Here is a 15038-nt window from a genome sequence, read left to right as displayed (position 1 = left end):
TCACACGGACCAAGGAGCGACGACGTCAGCGAGCGACCCACACGATTTTCAGCCCGGAACGGGCCACCTCGCCAGAGGCGACAAGGACTAACCCCCACCCCTCCCCGCCCGTCCGCCCGATTGATCATGAAGCTAGCCGCACGGTGGTCAGGAGTCCCACGATGAGCACCGCAATCGCAGCCCAGAGAGCCGCCGTCACGCACTTCGCCGCCCGAGCAGGCGATCACAACGATCTCGCGATGGCGGGCTCGCCGGCGATCGCCGCCGAACTGGCGTCCCGGCTCGGGGCGGAACCCGTCGTGATCGGAAGGCCGGAACCCGCGCTCAACGCCGGGTGGCGACTGGAGCTGGACACGGCACGCCCTGCCCTGATCGAGATGAGCCGGCATTACGACCGGCTGCTCAACGAAGGACTCGTGCCGATCACCGCGCTCTCCCGCTGCGCGGTCGCTCTCGCCACGCTGCCGGTGCTCGCCCGACACCACCCGGACACGGTCGTGGTCTGGTTCGACGCGCATGCCGACATCAACACGCCCGACAACACGACCACCGGCTACCTCGGCGGTCTCGCGCTCAGCGGGCCACTCGGGCTGTGGGACTCCGGCCTCGGCGCGGGTCTCTCCGGAGCCAACACGATCCTCGCCGGTGCTCGCGACATCGACCCGGCCGAGCAGGAGCTCATCGACAGCGGAGCCCTCACCCTCGTACCACCCGGCCCCGACCTGGCCGTCCGGCTCGCCGCGGCCGTCGCGGGGCGTCCCGTGTACGTGCACGTCGATTGTGACGTGCTGGAACCCGGCATCGTAGCCACCGACTACCACGTGCCCGGCGGGCTGACCCTGGAAGATCTGCACGACGCCGCGGAAGTGCTCGCCGCTCACCGGGTTGTCGGGCTGGAGATCGGCGAGTTCGAGGCCGACCCCAGTCCCGGGCAGACGCGCGCCGCGGCACGCCGCGTAATCGACGCCCTGTGGCCCCTGCTGCGCGCGGCATGCCACACCGACCGACGCGTCGGCGCCGGCCGTCAACGACAGCCAGCACCCGAGTCCCGATGAAGCCCTGACCCTCTACGGCAGCTCACCCCGCCAGGTGGCCCCAGTGGGACTCCAGGTCCCGCCACGGCCCCTGGGCCGCGACCGTCCCGTCGACCAGCACCACAACGTGGTCGGCCCGGACCAGCGCCGCCCGCTTGGCGGTCGAGCCGACCACGGTCACGCCGTGCTCGCGCAGCGCCGCCCAGAGGGCCAGCTCGGTGGTGACGTCCAGCGCGGACGACACGTCGTCGGCGACCAGCAGTTCGGTACGCGGCGCCAGCGCCCGGGCCAGCGCCAGCCGCTGGAGCTGCCCGCCGGACAGCCGCGTCCCCTTGTGCCCGATGAGCAGGCCCAGCCCGCCGCCGGCGGCGGCCAGGTCGTGGTCGAGCTGGGCGGTGGTCACCGCGTCCGCGGCGTCGACCTGGTGCCCGAGCGCGATGTTGTCCGCGACCGTGCCGGAGAGCACCCGGGGCAGTTGACCCACGTACCCGACCTGGTTGGGGCGGAGGAACAGCTCCGGCTCGGTGACCGGTTCGCCGTTCCAGCGCAGCATGCCGGTGTGGTGGACGATCCCGGCCAGGGCGCGCAGCAGCGACGACTTGCCGGCGCCGACCGGGCCGACCACCAGCACCAACTGTCCCCGGTCCACGGTCAGCTCGACGTCCCGGACGGCGAGCGTGCCGTCGGAGTGCAGCGCGCCGAACCCGGTCAGCTCCAGCCGGCGTAGCGGGTTCCGGGGCGGCGGCTCGGGCGCCGGCGCGGTGCCGGCGGCCAGGTCCACCCCGGACACCGGGGCCGAGTAGACGCCGGTCCCGGCCATCGCCGCCGTCCGCCGGGTCCACACCCGCGCCGACGGGTAGTTGGAGACCAGCGACGCGGTGGTCCAGGCGAACCACCGGGCCGCGCCGAGGGTGGAGACCGCCACCAGGGTGGCGCCGGCGGAGAGGCCGCCGGCCAGGTAGAGCGCCCACGCCCCGATCGGCAGCAGGCCGCTGACCAGCGACGGGGTGGACCGGGCCCACACCTGCATGGCGATCTCCCGCCGCTGCCGGTCGCTGCGCACCACGTCCAGCGCCGCCAGATGGTCCAGCACCGGCCGGGTGGCGCCGGCGAGCTTGACGGTACGGGCGGCGGAGAGCGAGGAGACCAGCGCGGTGGCGAACGCCGCGCGGGCCTTGACGGTGCCGCGGGCGCTGCGCTCCAACCGGGGCGCGAACAGGGTCGCCGCCAGCCCGGAGACCACCATCGTGCCGACGAAGAACAGCCCGGGTACGTAACTGCGGGTGACCGCCGTCATGGTGATCAGGATGGCGACCGAGATGAACTGGTCCATCAGGTTGTCGGCGAGCTGCACCACCCGGTCGGTGTCGCCGCCCTGGGCCACCACCTCGGCCGGGGTGTGCCCGCTGACCCGGCGCGGCCCGGTCTGCCCGTGCACCAGCCGGGCGCTGATCCGCAGCATCTGCCGGATCCACCACTGCGGGAACCAGAGGTTGGTCAGGTACGGCAGCGGCAGCACGACCAGCAGCGCGGCGCCGATGCCGAGCGCCGGCAGCCACGGGTCTCCCCCACCGACCACCTCGGCCCAGAGCCAGGGCAGCACCGCGCCGTCCAGCCCGAGCAGGGTCATCACGATGAACAGCCCCACCGAGACCAGCCCGTACCGGGGATCGTTGGTGCCCAGCCGGAGGATCTCCCGCAGCGTGCGCGCGGGCGGCGGGTCGGGCAGCGGCGGCGGGTCGGTGCGCGGCACCGCGACCTGGCGCTCGGCGGTGGCCGGCGCGGCGGGCGCCGCCGGCTGGTCGTCCCAGCCGTCGTCCGGACCGTCGAGCAGGTCCACCCCGCCGCGGCGGCCGCCGGCGCCGGCGTACGCGCTGGCGTGGCTGGTGGCGAGCAGCTCGGCGAAGCGGGCCGACTCGCGCAGCGGGCCGGCCTCCAGCACCGCCCCGTCGGCCATCACGACCACCTCGTCGCACCGGCGGACCGAGGAGAGCCGGTGCGCGATGACGATGCCGATCCGGTCGGTGAGCAGGCGTTCGGTGGCCTGGCGTACCCGCGTCTCGGTGACCGGGTCGAGCCGGGCGGTGGCCTCGTCGAGGATCACCACGCGGGGGTCGCGGACCAGGATCCGGGCGAACGCCACCAACTGCTCCTGCCCGGCGGAGAGCACGTGCCCGCCCTCCCCCAGCCGGGTGTGCACCCCGTCGGGGAGCTCGGCGATCCAACCGGCCAGCCCCAGTTCCTCCAGCGCCCGGGTGGCGTCGTCGAGCAGGGCGGGATCGAAGAGCGCGACGTTCTCGGCGAGGGTGCCGGCGAGGATCTCGGTGCGCTGCGGCACCACGGCGATCCACCGGCGCAGCGCCTCGACGTCCAGGTCGACCAGGTCGGTGTCGCCCAGGAAGACGGTGCGGGATGGCACGTCGACGGCCCGGGTGAGCACCTTGGCCAGGGTCGACTTGCCGGAGCCGGTCCGCCCGACCAGGGCGTACGACCGGCCCCGGGCGAAGGTGAGCCGCACGTCGCGCAGCGCCGGGCCGCGCCCGTCCTCGCCGGACGGGTAGCGGAAGGTGAGCCCGCGGACGGTGAGGTCCCCGTCCACCGGGGCGGCGCCGCCGGCGGGTTCCTGGCGGGAGCCGGCGAGCAGTTGCACGCGCGCCCACGCGCCGAAGGCCTGTTGCAGGTGCGGCACCCAGCGGGCGATGTGCTCGACGGTGGCGCCGAACGCGAGCACGAGCAGCCAGATGGCGGTGAGCCGGGCGGCGTCCACCCGCCCGGTGGTCAGCGCCCAGGCCCCGGCGAGCACGACGCCGACGATGCCGAGCCGGACCCCGCCGGCGGCCAGCGCGGTGACCCGGGCGGAGAGCCGGAACACCCGGCCGCCGCGGGAGATCACCTGGGCGGCCCGCCGGGCGTAGAGCCGCAGCACGTACGGCCGGGCCAGGCTGGTGCGGACGTCGTCCTGGCCGTGCACCGCCTCCTCCATCACGGCGGCCAGGTCGGACCAGGCCTCCTCCTCGGCCATCCGGGCCGGGGCGATCCGGGCGGTGGGGCGGCGCAGCAACACGCCGAGCAGGGCGGTCAGCACGATCATCCCGACGCCGGCCGGCCACCAGACGATCAGTGCGCTGACCGTGGCCAGCACGCAGACGGCGAGCCCCTGGATCAGCCGTACGCCGGTGTTCCGCAGCTCGGCGCCGACCTGGTAGACGTCGTTGTCGATCCGGTCGAGCAGCTCGCCGACCGGGGTGGTCTCCAGGGTGGGCAGGTCCTGCCCGAGCGCCACCCGGCACAGCCGGCGGCGCACGTCGGCCGACCAGTCGGCGGTCAGCCGAGCCATGATCAGCCCGATCACCAGGTCGCTGACCACGGCGGTGACCAGGGCCGCCGCGAGCACGGCGAACCAGCCGACCGACCGGTGCACCAGCACCGGCCCGGCCAGCGCCGACGCGGCCGCCTGGCCGGCGGCGGCGAGGATGATGAACAGCAGGACGACCGCCAACCGACGGGGTGCGGTGGCCCAGAGGTCTCGGAGCAGGCGCATGGAAGGTCCTCCGGACTCGGGTCGGTGGGGGCGGTACCCCCCAGCCTCGCCCGGCCGGGCAGCGCGCTCAAACGAATTACCGCGCCGGGGTCACGTCTGGGCGACCCGGCGGACGATGCCGAGCAGCGCCTCCTGGACGTCCTCGATCGGCCGGTCGGGCTGGAAGACCAGCCAGTCCACGGCCACCACCAGGCCCACGCCGAACAGCGCCGAGCTGGCCGTCCGGACGTCCAGGTCGGCCGGGAGGTCCCCGCTGGCCACCCCGGCCCGTACGGTCTCCGCGATCACCTCGATCGCCTCGCCGCGCAGCAGCCGCAGGGTCTGCTGCCACTCCCGGTTGGTGCGCCACATCTCGGAGAGCAGGAGCTGGGCGAAGGCCCGGTAGCGGCGGATGTACTCCAGTTCGGCGCGGACCAGCGCGGCCAGCGCCTCCCGGGGCGGCAGCCCGTCGACGGCGGCCCGGAAGTCGGCGGTGAGCAGGCCGATGCCGTGCCGCAGCAGCTCCTCGAAGAGGACCGTCTTGGACTCGAAGTTGTAGTAGACGGTCCCCTTCGCCACCCCGGCCCGGGCCGCGATGTCGTCCACGGTGGTGGCGGAGAAGCCCTGTTCGGCGATGAGGTCCACCGCCGCCACGAAGAGACGCTGGCGGGTGTCCTCGCGCCGTCGCGACCGTCCGTCCGTCACCCGCCCATCCTCACATGGCCAGTTCGGGGTGCAGCTTGGCCGGGGTGAGCCGGCGGGACCGGCGGGCCGCGCCGACGCCGAGCGCCAGCGCGCCGGCCCCGAAGGAGACCAGCACCAGCGCGCCGGTGAGCACCGGGGCGGCCGGGCCGCCGTTGATGGTGTGCCGCAGGCCGTCCACCACGTACGTCATGGGCAGCCAGGGGTGGATGGCCTGGAAGAACCCGGGCGAGGTCTGCACCGGGTAGGTGCCGCCGGAGGAGGTGAGCTGGAGCATCAGCAGGGCCAGCGCGGCGAGCCGGCCGGCCGGGCCGAGCGCCACGCCGAGCAGCTGCATGATCGCGGTGAACGCCAGCGAGGTGAGGGCGAGCAGCCCGATGGTGGCCACCGGGTGCGCCGGGCGCAGGCCGAGGGCCAGGGTGACCACGGTGACGAGCACGGCCACCTGGGCCAGCCCGATCGCGGCGGCGGGCAGCCAGCCGGCCAGCACGACCCGCCAGCCGGGGGCGCCGGACATCACGTGCCGCCGGTTCACCGGCCGCAGCACCAGGTAGGTGATCATCGCGCCGACCCAGAGGGCCAGGGCCAGGAAGTACGGGGCGAAGCCGACGCCGTAGGAGCCGGCCGGGTGGTCGGAGTGGCGGATCAGCCCGACCGGGTCGCCGAGGATGTCGGAGCGGCTGTCCGCGTCGTGGTAGCCGGGCAGTTTCCGTTCTCCGGCGGCGAGCCCGTCGGCGAGGTCGCCGGCGCCGCCCTCCAGCTTGGTCAGTCCGTCGGCGAGGCGGTTGCTGCCGCTGCTGAGCTGGGCGAGGCCGCCGTCGAGCTGGCGGGCGCCGGTGGCCAGCCGGTAGAGCCCGCCCCGCAGCTCGTCGGCGCCGTCGGCCGCGCCGCCGAGGCCGTCGCGGAGCTTGGCGCTGCCCTGGGCGAGGGTGTTCAGCCCGCTGGCCAGCTGGTCGACCTTGGCCCGGGCGGCGGCGATGTCGTCGGCCAGGTGGGGGGCGGCGGCGGACACGTCGCGGGCGGTCCGCGCGACCTCGGTCAGCTGCGTCCTGAGGGCGGCCAGGTCGGTGCGGTCCAGCGCGGCGACCATCGCCCGGGCGGTGCTGACCGCCTGCTCGGCGGCCTGCCGGGCGGCCACCAGGTTCGGGTCGTCGGCCAGTTCGGGGTGGGCCGTCGCCAGCGCGTCGAGGCGGTCGCGGACCTGCTCGGCCCGGCGTAACACCTCGTCGGCCCTGGCCGGCAGCGCGTCGATGCTGTCGGCCAGCGTCTGCGCGCCCTCGGCGACGAGCGTGGCGGCGCGCCGGATGTTGTCGGCGTTGCGGCGCAGCAGCGGCTCGTACCGGTCGGCCGCCGCGTCCACCGTCACGGCGGCGGCCCTGGTCTCGGTCGCGGCACGGCTGGTGCCGTCGGCGATCTGCGCGACGCCCGTGTAGAGCTGGTCGAGGCCGTCGGCCAGCTTCGCCGCGCCCCGCACGGAGCTGCCGAGCCCACCGGCCAGCTGGCCGGCGCCGTCCTCGGCGGTGCCCAGCCCGTCGGCGATCTTCCCGGCGCCCTGCTGCGAGGCGCCCAGCCCGTCGTGGAGTTGGTCGGCGCCGTCGGCGGCCCGGCCGGTCTCGGCCTTGGCGTCGGTGAAGCCGATCAGCATCCGGTCGAAGTACGACGCGGCGGCGCTCTCCGCGGCGGCGGCCCGGATCTCGCTGAACGCGGAGCGGGCGAGCAGGCCGGAGAGGTAGTTGGTGGCGTCGTCGTTGACCACCTTCAGCTCGCCCCGGCGGGCCGGCTGGTCCGGCTCGGGGCCGGCGGCCAGGGTGGCGGAGAAGTCGGCCGGGATGGCGAAGACCAGGTGGTAGCGGCCGTCGTTGAGCCCGGCCGTGGCGTCGGCCTGGTCGGTCACCGTCCAGCCGAAGACCTTGCGGTGGAGCAGTTCGTCGGTGAGGTCCTGGCCGGCGCGCACCGCGCTGCCGTCGCCGGCGGTGGCCGGCCGGTCGGCGTTGACCAGGGCGACCGGGATCCGGTCGAGCTTCCCGTACGGGTCCCAGAAGGCGTAGAGGTAGAGGGCGCCGTAGAGCAGCGGGATGACGGTGAGCACGGCGAGCGCGGCGCGCGGCAGCCGGCCGCGGGTCATCCGGCGCAGCTCGAAGCGGGCCAGGCGGAGGACGCTCATGCGGCGGTCTCCCGGGTGTCGTCCCGGTCGCCGGCGGCGCGGGGCGCGACCAGGGCGGGGGTGGGCAGGGTGGGGTCGCCGATCCGGTGCTCGACGACGGTGGTGCCCGGTTCCACGGCGCGGGCGCCGGCGACCACCGCGTACCCCTGGTCGGCGAGGCGGCCCAGGGCGGCCCAGATCCATTCCCGTTCGGGGGCGTCGGAGCCGGCGTCCACGTCGTCGGCGACGATCAGGTTGGGGCCGCTGAGGCTGGCCAGCACGAGGCCGAGCACCTGCCGTTCGACCGGGGTGAGGTCGCGGCCGTACCGGTGCGGGTCGAGCGGGGCGTCGGTGAGGCCGGCGCCGGCGATCGCGGCGGCGAAGGCGTCCCGACGGTACGCCCGGCGGGCCCGCACCGCGGCGACCGGGACGAGCCGGCGGCGGCGTGGCACGGGTCCGAGCAGCAGCAACCGTTCCTGGATGTGTTCGGCGACGGTCAGCGTGGGGTCGGGCTCGTGCACGCCGGCGACCTGCCCGAGGGCGGCGGGGCCGCGCCGGCTCAGCTCGCCCTCGGTGTGCGGGAAGCGGCCGGCCAGGGTGAGCAGCAGGGAGGTGCGGCCGCTGCCGGGCGGGCCGGTGACGGCGTGCAGCTCGCCCGCGTCTGCGCTGAGGTCGACGTCCCGGTACACCCAGCCGCGGCGGGTCCGCAGACCCAGCCCGCTGGCCTCGACGATTCGCATGGCACCGCCCGACTTTCTAGACTGACCAGTCAGTACAAAAACAGGCTCAGCATAGCGCCGGCTGTCCGGTTCGGCGCAATTCGAGCGGACGTGATCCGGGCCATGCGGCTGCCGGTTCCCGCATGGGGTCCGGCGCCGGCCCCGGGCGGGCCTCGGGGCCGGCTCAGAAGAGCACGGTGGCGAGGGTGCCCACGGGGCGGAACCCGCAGCGCTCGTAGACCCGCCGGGCGGGCAGGTTGAAGTCGTTGACGTAGAGGCTGACGGTCGGCGCCACCCGGGTCAGCGCGTCGCGCACCACGGCCGCCATGGCCGACGTCGCGATGCCCCGGCCGCGCCACTCCGGCGCCACCCAGACCCCCTGCACCTGCGCGGTCCGCCGGGTCACCACGGCCAGTTCCGCCTTGAAGACCACCCGGCCGTCCACGAACCGGGCGTAGGCGCGGCCGGCGCGCACCAGGTCACCGACCCGCCGCCGGTAGCCGCGCCCGCCGTCCTCGGCCAGCGGCGACACCCCGACCTCCTCGGTGTACATCGCCACCGCCGCCGGGAAGAGCTGGTCGATCTCCGCGGCGCGTACCCGGCGCACCTGCGGGTCGGGCGCCACCGGGGGGATGGCCTCCGTGGCCAGCAGCGGCTGGTTGGGGCGTACGTCCCGGGCCGGGCCCCACTGCCCGGACAGCCGGTCCCAGAGGCCGAGCACCGCGTCGGCGCGCCCCACGATCGAGGAGCAGAGCCGTTCCTCGGTGCTCAACTGCTCGGCGAACGCGGCCACCGCCGGCGGCGAGGCGAGCACCGGGGTCAGGTTGCCGCCCAGCCAGCAGATCGACTCCAGGTTGCGCCGGCCGCCGTAGCCGAGGATCCGCCCCTCGGCCCGCCACCAGGCCAGCCCCCTGGCGGCCACCCGCTCGGCGACCTGCGCGCCGGCGTACGGGTCGAGATCCAGCAGCCGCTCGACCGCGCGGCGCTCCGACTCCCCGAGTTGGCGTACCGGCACCGTGAGCACGGATACCAGCCTGCCAGATCGACCCCGGCCCGCGCGGGCCGACCTGAGGACCGTGGCCGATCGTCGGCTCAGTGGCCACTCAGCCGACCGGGACCGGCTCGGCCGGCATCGCGGGGCGGCTCCGCGCGGCCCAGCCGACCACCGGCGGCACCAGCAGCCCGAGCACCAGGAACAGGCCGCCGAGCAGCAGCCAGCCCGGTACCCCCCAGCCGATGGCGAGGGTGGTCACCACCACCGGGGCCACCATCGAGCCGAGCTGCATGCCCATCCCGTAGGCGCCCTGGTACTGGCCCTGGGCGTGGGCCGGGGCGAGGCCGAAGGAGATGCCCCAGCCGGCGGCGGCGTGCCACAACTCGCCCACCACGTGCACCAGCGCGCCGCCGAGCAGCAGCGGCACGGCGACCGCGACGGGCAGGCCCCCGCTCGCCGCGAAGAGCGCGCAGGCGGCCGCGATCACCACACCGGCCCGGCGGGCGGCCCGGCCGGCGCCGGTGAGGTCCTCGGTGCCGCGCGAGGCGCGGACTTGGAAGAGCACCACCATCACGGTGTTGACCAGCAGACAGGCCGAGACGAGCCAGCGCGGCGCGGTGGTGTGGCCGGCGATCCAGAGCGGCAGCGCGATGTTGATCAGCCCGAAGTGCATCGACATCAGCCCGTCCAGGACCGTGAAGGCGAGGAACGGGCGGTCCCGCAGGGCGATCAGCCGCGGCCCGTGCGCGGGCGCGGGGACCGGGGGCACCGGCGGCAGCCGGAGCAGCACCGCGGCGGCCACCAGGTAGGTGGCGCAGTCCAGCAGGATGAGCGACACGTACCCGGTCCGGGTGTCGGCGGCGAGGCCGACGCCGGCCAGCACCGCGCCGACGGAGATGCCGACGTTGGTGACGGCGCGCAGGTAGGCCCGGGTGCGTACCCGCTGGTCCGGGGGGACCGCGCCGGCGATGAGCGCGCCCCGGGCCCCGCGGCTGGCCGAGTCGGCCACCGCCATCAGCACGCCGACCAGCAGGAATCCGGCGAACGAGCGGACCGCCACCAGGGCGGCGGTGCAGCCCGCCGAGGCGAGCAGGGCGGTGATCTGGAGGCCGCGCGGCCCGAGCCGGTCGGCGAGGTAGCCCATCGGTGTGCTGGCGACGAGGCTGACCAGCGCGGTGATGGTGAGGCCGAGACCGACCTGGGTCACGGTGAGCCCCACCGAGCGGGTGAGGAAGAGTGCGCTGGCGGTCAGCCAGGTGCCCCGGCCGACGGTGTTGACCAGCGTGGAGAGGGTGAGGATCCGGGCGGGCCCCGGTTCGGGAAGCAGGCGCACACCGGCACCCTAACAAGACGTACGTACGGTTTGAAACCCGGTTTCCCGTCGATGTTGTCAGCGATGCATTGCCGATATATCGTTGATGCATCAGCGATAGTCGCAACAGAAGGAGAGCCCGATGGGTTTCCACCGACGGATGTACGCCGCGCACGACGAGCTGCGCCGGCGCGGCTTCGGCTTCCCGCCCGTGCCGCCCGGTCCGCCGCCGTTCCCGCCCGGACCGCACGGCCACGGTCGAGGTCGAGGCGGACGCGGCCGGGGACGCCGGCCCAACGTGCGCGGCGCCGTGCTGGCGCTGCTCACCGAGCGGCCGATGCACGGCTACGAGATGATCCAGGAGATCGACTCCCGGACCGGCGGGGCCTGGCGGCCCAGCCCCGGATCGATCTACCCGACCCTGCAACTGCTGGAGGACGAGGGCGTCATCGCCGCCGCCGACTCCGACGGCGGGCGGAAACGGTTCGCCCTCACCGAGCAGGGGCAGGCCGAGGCCACCGAGGCGGCACAGACCCCGCCCTGGGGCGAGTTCGCGGCGCAGACCGTGAGCAGCTGGCACGACATCCGCGACGCCGGCGCGCAGGCCATGAACGCCCTGCGACAGGTGATGATGACCGGCACCGACGACCAGCGGGCGCGCGCCGCCCAGGTGCTCGACGAGACCCGGCGCAAGCTGTACGCCATCCTCGCCGAGTCCGAGTGAACCGCGCCGACGGTGCGCCGGCCGGGGTGGTCACGGGACCGCCACCCCGACCGGTGCCGCCGGCCTGAACCGACACGTGCGGCCGCCCCCGGGTGGGGACGGCCGCACGTCGTCGATGGCAGCGGTCAGTGCACGGTGACCGTGGCGCCCGGCACCAGGCCGCGCAGCTCCTCGGGGAGTTCGGCGCCCATCTCGTCGGCGATGCGCAGCGCCTCCTCGATCAGCGTCTCCACGATCTGGCCCTCCGGCACGGTCTTGACGACCTGGCCCTTGACGAAGATCTGGCCCTTGCCGTTGCCGGAGGCGACGCCGAGGTCGGCCTCGCGGGCCTCGCCCGGACCGTTGACGACGCAGCCCATGACGGCGACCCGCAGCGGCACCGGCAGCCCCTCCAGGCCGGCGGTCACCTCCTCGGCCAGCTTGTAGACATCCACCTGGGCGCGCCCACAGGACGGGCAGGAGACGATCTCCAGACCGCGCTCGCGCAGGCCCAACGACTCCAGGATCTGGTTGCCGACCTTGATCTCCTCGACCGGCGGGGCGGACAGCGACACCCGGATGGTGTCGCCGATGCCCTCGGCGAGCAGGGCGCCGAAGGCGACCGCCGACTTGATGGTGCCCTGGAAGGCCGGCCCGGCCTCGGTGACGCCGAGGTGCAGCGGGTAGTCGCACTGCTCGGCGAGCTGCCGGTACGCCCGGATCATCACGACCGGGTCGTTGTGCTTGACCGAGATCTTGATGTCCCGGAAGCCGTGCTCCTCGAACAGCGAGCACTCCCAGAGCGCCGACTCGACCAGCGCCTCGGCGGTGGCCTTGCCGTACTTGCTCAGCAGCCGCTTGTCCAGCGAGCCCGCGTTGACGCCGATCCGGATCGGCACCCCCGCGTCACCGGCCGCCTTGGCGATCTCCTTGACCTTGTCGTCGAACTGGCGGATGTTGCCCGGGTTGACCCGGACGGCCGCGCAGCCCGCGTCGATCGCGGCGAAGACGTACTTGGGCTGGAAGTGGATGTCAGCGATCACCGGGATCTGCGACTTCTTGGCGATCGCGGGCAGCGCCTCGACGTCGTCCTGGGACGGCACCGCCACCCGGACGATCTGGCAGCCGGACGCGGTCAACTCGGCGATCTGCTGGAGGGTGGCGTTGACGTCGGCGGTCAGGGTGGTGGTCATCGACTGGACCGAGACCGGCGCGCCACCACCGACCGGCACCGAACCGACCATGATCTGGCGGCTGGCCCGGCGCGGGGCGAGCGGCGGCGGCGGCACGGGGGGCATACCGAGACTGACAGCGGTCACTTCAGGCACTCACCTTGAGAAGAGCGTGATCGGGTTGACGACGTCCGCGGTGACGGTCAGCAGCGTGAACGCGCCACCGATCAGGATCACCGCGTACGTGAGGGGCATGAGCTTGAGGTAGTCCACCCGGCCCGGGTCGGCGCGGCCGATGCGCGCGTAGAGCCAGGAGCGGACCCGCTCGAACCAGGCGATGGCGATGTGGCCACCGTCCAGCGGCAGCAGCGGGAGCAGGTTGAACACGCCGATGAAGAAGTTCAGCGAGACGAAGAGCATGAAGAACGCGTACCAGGCCTCGTTCGCCACGAACTCGCCGCCGAGCCGGCTGGCGCCGACCACGCTGATCGGGGTGTCCATGTCGCGCTCGCCGCCGGTGACCGCGGTCCACAGGGCGGGCACCTTCTGCGGGATCCGCTGCATGGCGTGCGCGGTCTGCACGGCCATGTTGCCGGTGAAGTCGGCGGTGGCGCCGAACGCGGCGACCGGACCGTACTCGATCCGGCTCGGCGTGGTGGGCTGGACCATGACGCCGACCGCGGAGACGGCGGAGGTGGCGCCCTTCGGGTCGTTCAGCGGCGGGCGCTGCACCGCGGCCAGGTCGATCGTGGCGGTGCCCGGCTGGCCGTCGCGGACGTAGGCGATGGTGGCCGTGCCGGGCGGGATGGCGCGGACCACGTCGAGCATGTCGCCCCAGGTGGAGACCGGCTTGCCGTTCACGGCGGTGATCCGGTCGCCGTCCCGGAGCTGGGCCTTCGCGGCCGGGCTGGCCGGGTCGCCGGCCTGGCAGCCGCGGTTGACGTTCTCCACCACCACGCACGGGGCCAGGGCGATCACGGCGGGCTCGGCCTTGAGGCCCTCCGCGGTGGTCGGGGCCTTCGGGTTGGGCAGCCCGACGGAGACCGCCATGATCCAGAGCGCGCCGAGGGCCAGGGCGAAGTGGGTGATGGAACCGGCGGACATCACGATCGTCCGCTTCCACACCGGGTAGCGCCACATGGCGCGCTTCTCGTCCCCCGGCTCGACGTCGTCGTCCTGCGGGGTCATCCCGACGATCTTGCAGAAGCCGCCGAGCGGGATGCCCTTGACGCCGTACTCGGTCTCGCCCCGCCGGAACGACCAGAGCGTCGGGCCGAAGCCGACGAAGTAGCGGGTGACCTTCATCCCGAAGGCCTTCGCGGTGACCATGTGCCCCGCCTCGTGCAGGCTCACCGAGATGAGGATCGCCAGGGCGAAGAGCACCACCCCGAGCAGGTAAACCATCAGGCTCCTTCCACCGACCCGGCGATGATCGCCTGGGCGCGCGCCCGTGCCCACGCCTCGGCGGCGAGCACGTCCTCGACGGTACCTGGTTCGTCGAAGTCCGGAGCGTCCTCCAACACCCGATCGAGAGTGTCGACGATGCCGAGGAAGGGCAGCCGCCCGGCCACGAACGCCGCCACGCACTCCTCGTTGGCCGCGTTGTAGATCGCCGGCCGGCACCGCCCGGCCTCACCGGCCGCCTTGGCCAGCGCGACGGCCGGGAACGCGGTGTCGTCGAGCGGGAAGAACTCCCAGGTGTGCGCCGTCGTCCAGTCCACCGCGGCGGCGGCCTCCGGCACCCGGTCCGGCCAGCCCAGCGCGACCGCGATGGGCAGCCGCATGTCCGGCGGGCTGGCCTGGGCGATCGTGGAGCCGTCGACGAACTCGACCATCGAGTGGATCACGGAGGTGGGGTGGATCATCACCTCGATGTCGGCGTAGGGCACGTCGAACAGCTCGTGCGCCTCGATCACCTCAAGGGCCTTGTTGACCATGGTCGCGGAGTTGATCGTGACCACCGGGCCCATGTTCCAGGTCGGGTGGGCCAGCGCCTGTGCCGGGGTCACCTCGGTCAGCTCGGCGCGCCGGCGGCCCCGGAACGGGCCGCCGCTGGCGGTCACGATCAGCCGACGGACCTCGGAGCGGGCGCCGGAGCGCAGGCACTGCGCCATCGCGGTGTGCTCGCTGTCGACCGGGACAAGCTGCCCCGGCCGCGTCAGGGCGGCCTTGACCAGCGGGCCGCCGGCCACAAGCGACTCCTTGTTGGCCAGCGCGACGGTACGCCCGGCGCGCAGCGCGGCCAGCGTCGGCGGCAGGCCCAGCGAGCCGACCACGCCGTTGAGCACGACGTCGCACGGCCATTCCGCCAGCTCGGCCATGGCGTCCGGCCCGGCCACGATCTTGGGCAGCTTGAAGTCGCCGGTGGCCCAGCCGCGCCGGCTCGCCTCGGCGTAGAAGGCCAGCTGGAGGTCCTGCGCGGCGGACGCCTTCGCCACCCCGACCGCCTCGACGCCCAGCTCCAGCGCCTGCGCGGCGAGCAGCTCCACGTTGCCGCCACCGGCGCCGAGGGCGACCACCCGGAAGCGGTCCGGGTTGCGCTTGACGATGTCGATGGCCTGGGTGCCGATCGAGCCGGTCGAGCCGAGCAGGACAAGGGTGCGGGGAGTGCTCACCCGGCCATTCTTCCCCAGCGCCCCTGAGCGCCCGCTGGGAGCCTCACCCCCGGCACCTGACGGGGGGTCGATGCGGATCAGGGCGGGCACCCGTTCGAAGCGGCCTTCCCGGACCGACGGTCTC

General features: G+C 74.2%; 11 protein-coding genes. 2 read left to right on the top strand and 9 right to left on the bottom strand.

All coding sequences use genetic code 11. The features are described 5' to 3' along the window. Positions 1-161 precede the first annotated feature (161 nt). The gene (locus AB0I11_RS30655; RefSeq protein WP_357328512.1) at positions 162-1055 is read left to right on the top strand and encodes an arginase family protein; all 894 of its coding nucleotides are present in this window, start codon (positions 162-164) and stop codon (positions 1053-1055) included. A gap of 22 nt (positions 1056-1077) precedes the next feature. On the opposite strand, the gene AB0I11_RS30650 is transcribed toward AB0I11_RS30655, so the two are convergent. The 6 genes from AB0I11_RS30650 to AB0I11_RS30625 form a co-directional block, all read right to left on the bottom strand. Beyond that, complete coding sequence (locus AB0I11_RS30650; RefSeq protein ID WP_357328508.1) at positions 1078-4575, bottom strand: ABC transporter ATP-binding protein; 3498 nt, start codon at positions 4573-4575, stop codon at positions 1078-1080. A gap of 90 nt (positions 4576-4665) precedes the next feature. After that, the gene (locus AB0I11_RS30645; RefSeq protein WP_357328503.1) at positions 4666-5259 is read right to left on the bottom strand and encodes a TetR/AcrR family transcriptional regulator; all 594 of its coding nucleotides are present in this window, start codon (positions 5257-5259) and stop codon (positions 4666-4668) included. A 10-nt stretch (positions 5260-5269) separates the two neighbouring features. Next, on the bottom strand, positions 5270-7420 hold the full coding sequence (locus AB0I11_RS30640; RefSeq protein ID WP_357328499.1) for a YhgE/Pip domain-containing protein: 2151 nt from the start codon (positions 7418-7420) through the stop codon (positions 5270-5272). Then, positions 7417-8139, bottom strand: coding sequence for an ATP-binding cassette domain-containing protein (locus AB0I11_RS30635; RefSeq protein WP_357328496.1), 723 nt, complete (start codon positions 8137-8139; stop codon positions 7417-7419). The genes AB0I11_RS30640 and AB0I11_RS30635 overlap by 4 nt, the downstream gene beginning before the upstream one ends. 163 nt (positions 8140-8302) lie before the next feature. Next, the gene (locus tag AB0I11_RS30630) at positions 8303-9142 is read right to left on the bottom strand and encodes a GNAT family N-acetyltransferase (protein ID WP_357328493.1); all 840 of its coding nucleotides are present in this window, start codon (positions 9140-9142) and stop codon (positions 8303-8305) included. A 79-nt stretch (positions 9143-9221) separates the two neighbouring features. Then, positions 9222-10445, bottom strand: coding sequence for an MFS transporter (locus AB0I11_RS30625; protein WP_357328488.1), 1224 nt, complete (start codon positions 10443-10445; stop codon positions 9222-9224). 121 nt (positions 10446-10566) lie between these two features. Between AB0I11_RS30625 and AB0I11_RS30620 the strand changes: the two genes are divergently transcribed. Then, on the top strand, positions 10567-11148 hold the full coding sequence (locus AB0I11_RS30620; RefSeq protein ID WP_357328485.1) for a PadR family transcriptional regulator: 582 nt from the start codon (positions 10567-10569) through the stop codon (positions 11146-11148). A gap of 125 nt (positions 11149-11273) precedes the next feature. On the opposite strand, the gene ispG is transcribed toward AB0I11_RS30620, so the two are convergent. From ispG to dxr, 3 genes are read right to left on the bottom strand one after another with little or no spacing between them, the layout of a single operon-like run. Beyond that, positions 11274-12446 carry a flavodoxin-dependent (E)-4-hydroxy-3-methylbut-2-enyl-diphosphate synthase gene (gene ispG / locus AB0I11_RS30615; RefSeq protein ID WP_357328482.1) on the bottom strand — a complete coding sequence of 391 codons (1173 nt, stop codon included), beginning with the start codon at positions 12444-12446 and terminating at the stop codon, positions 11274-11276. Between the two features lie 9 nt (positions 12447-12455). Next, on the bottom strand, positions 12456-13703 hold the full coding sequence (locus AB0I11_RS30610) for a site-2 protease family protein (protein ID WP_357328479.1): 1248 nt from the start codon (positions 13701-13703) through the stop codon (positions 12456-12458). Beyond that, positions 13703-14914 (bottom strand): 1-deoxy-D-xylulose-5-phosphate reductoisomerase, encoded by a 1212-nt coding sequence (gene dxr, locus AB0I11_RS30605; RefSeq protein WP_357328476.1) that lies wholly within the window; start codon positions 14912-14914, stop codon positions 13703-13705. Before dxr ends, AB0I11_RS30610 begins: the two co-directional genes overlap by 1 nt. Positions 14915-15038 lie beyond the last annotated feature (124 nt).

It is taken from the genome of Micromonospora sp. NPDC050495 (assembly GCF_040655175.1).
Lineage (GTDB): Bacteria > Actinomycetota > Actinomycetes > Mycobacteriales > Micromonosporaceae > Micromonospora.
This window is presented reverse-complemented; position numbering and strand designations above follow the sequence as displayed.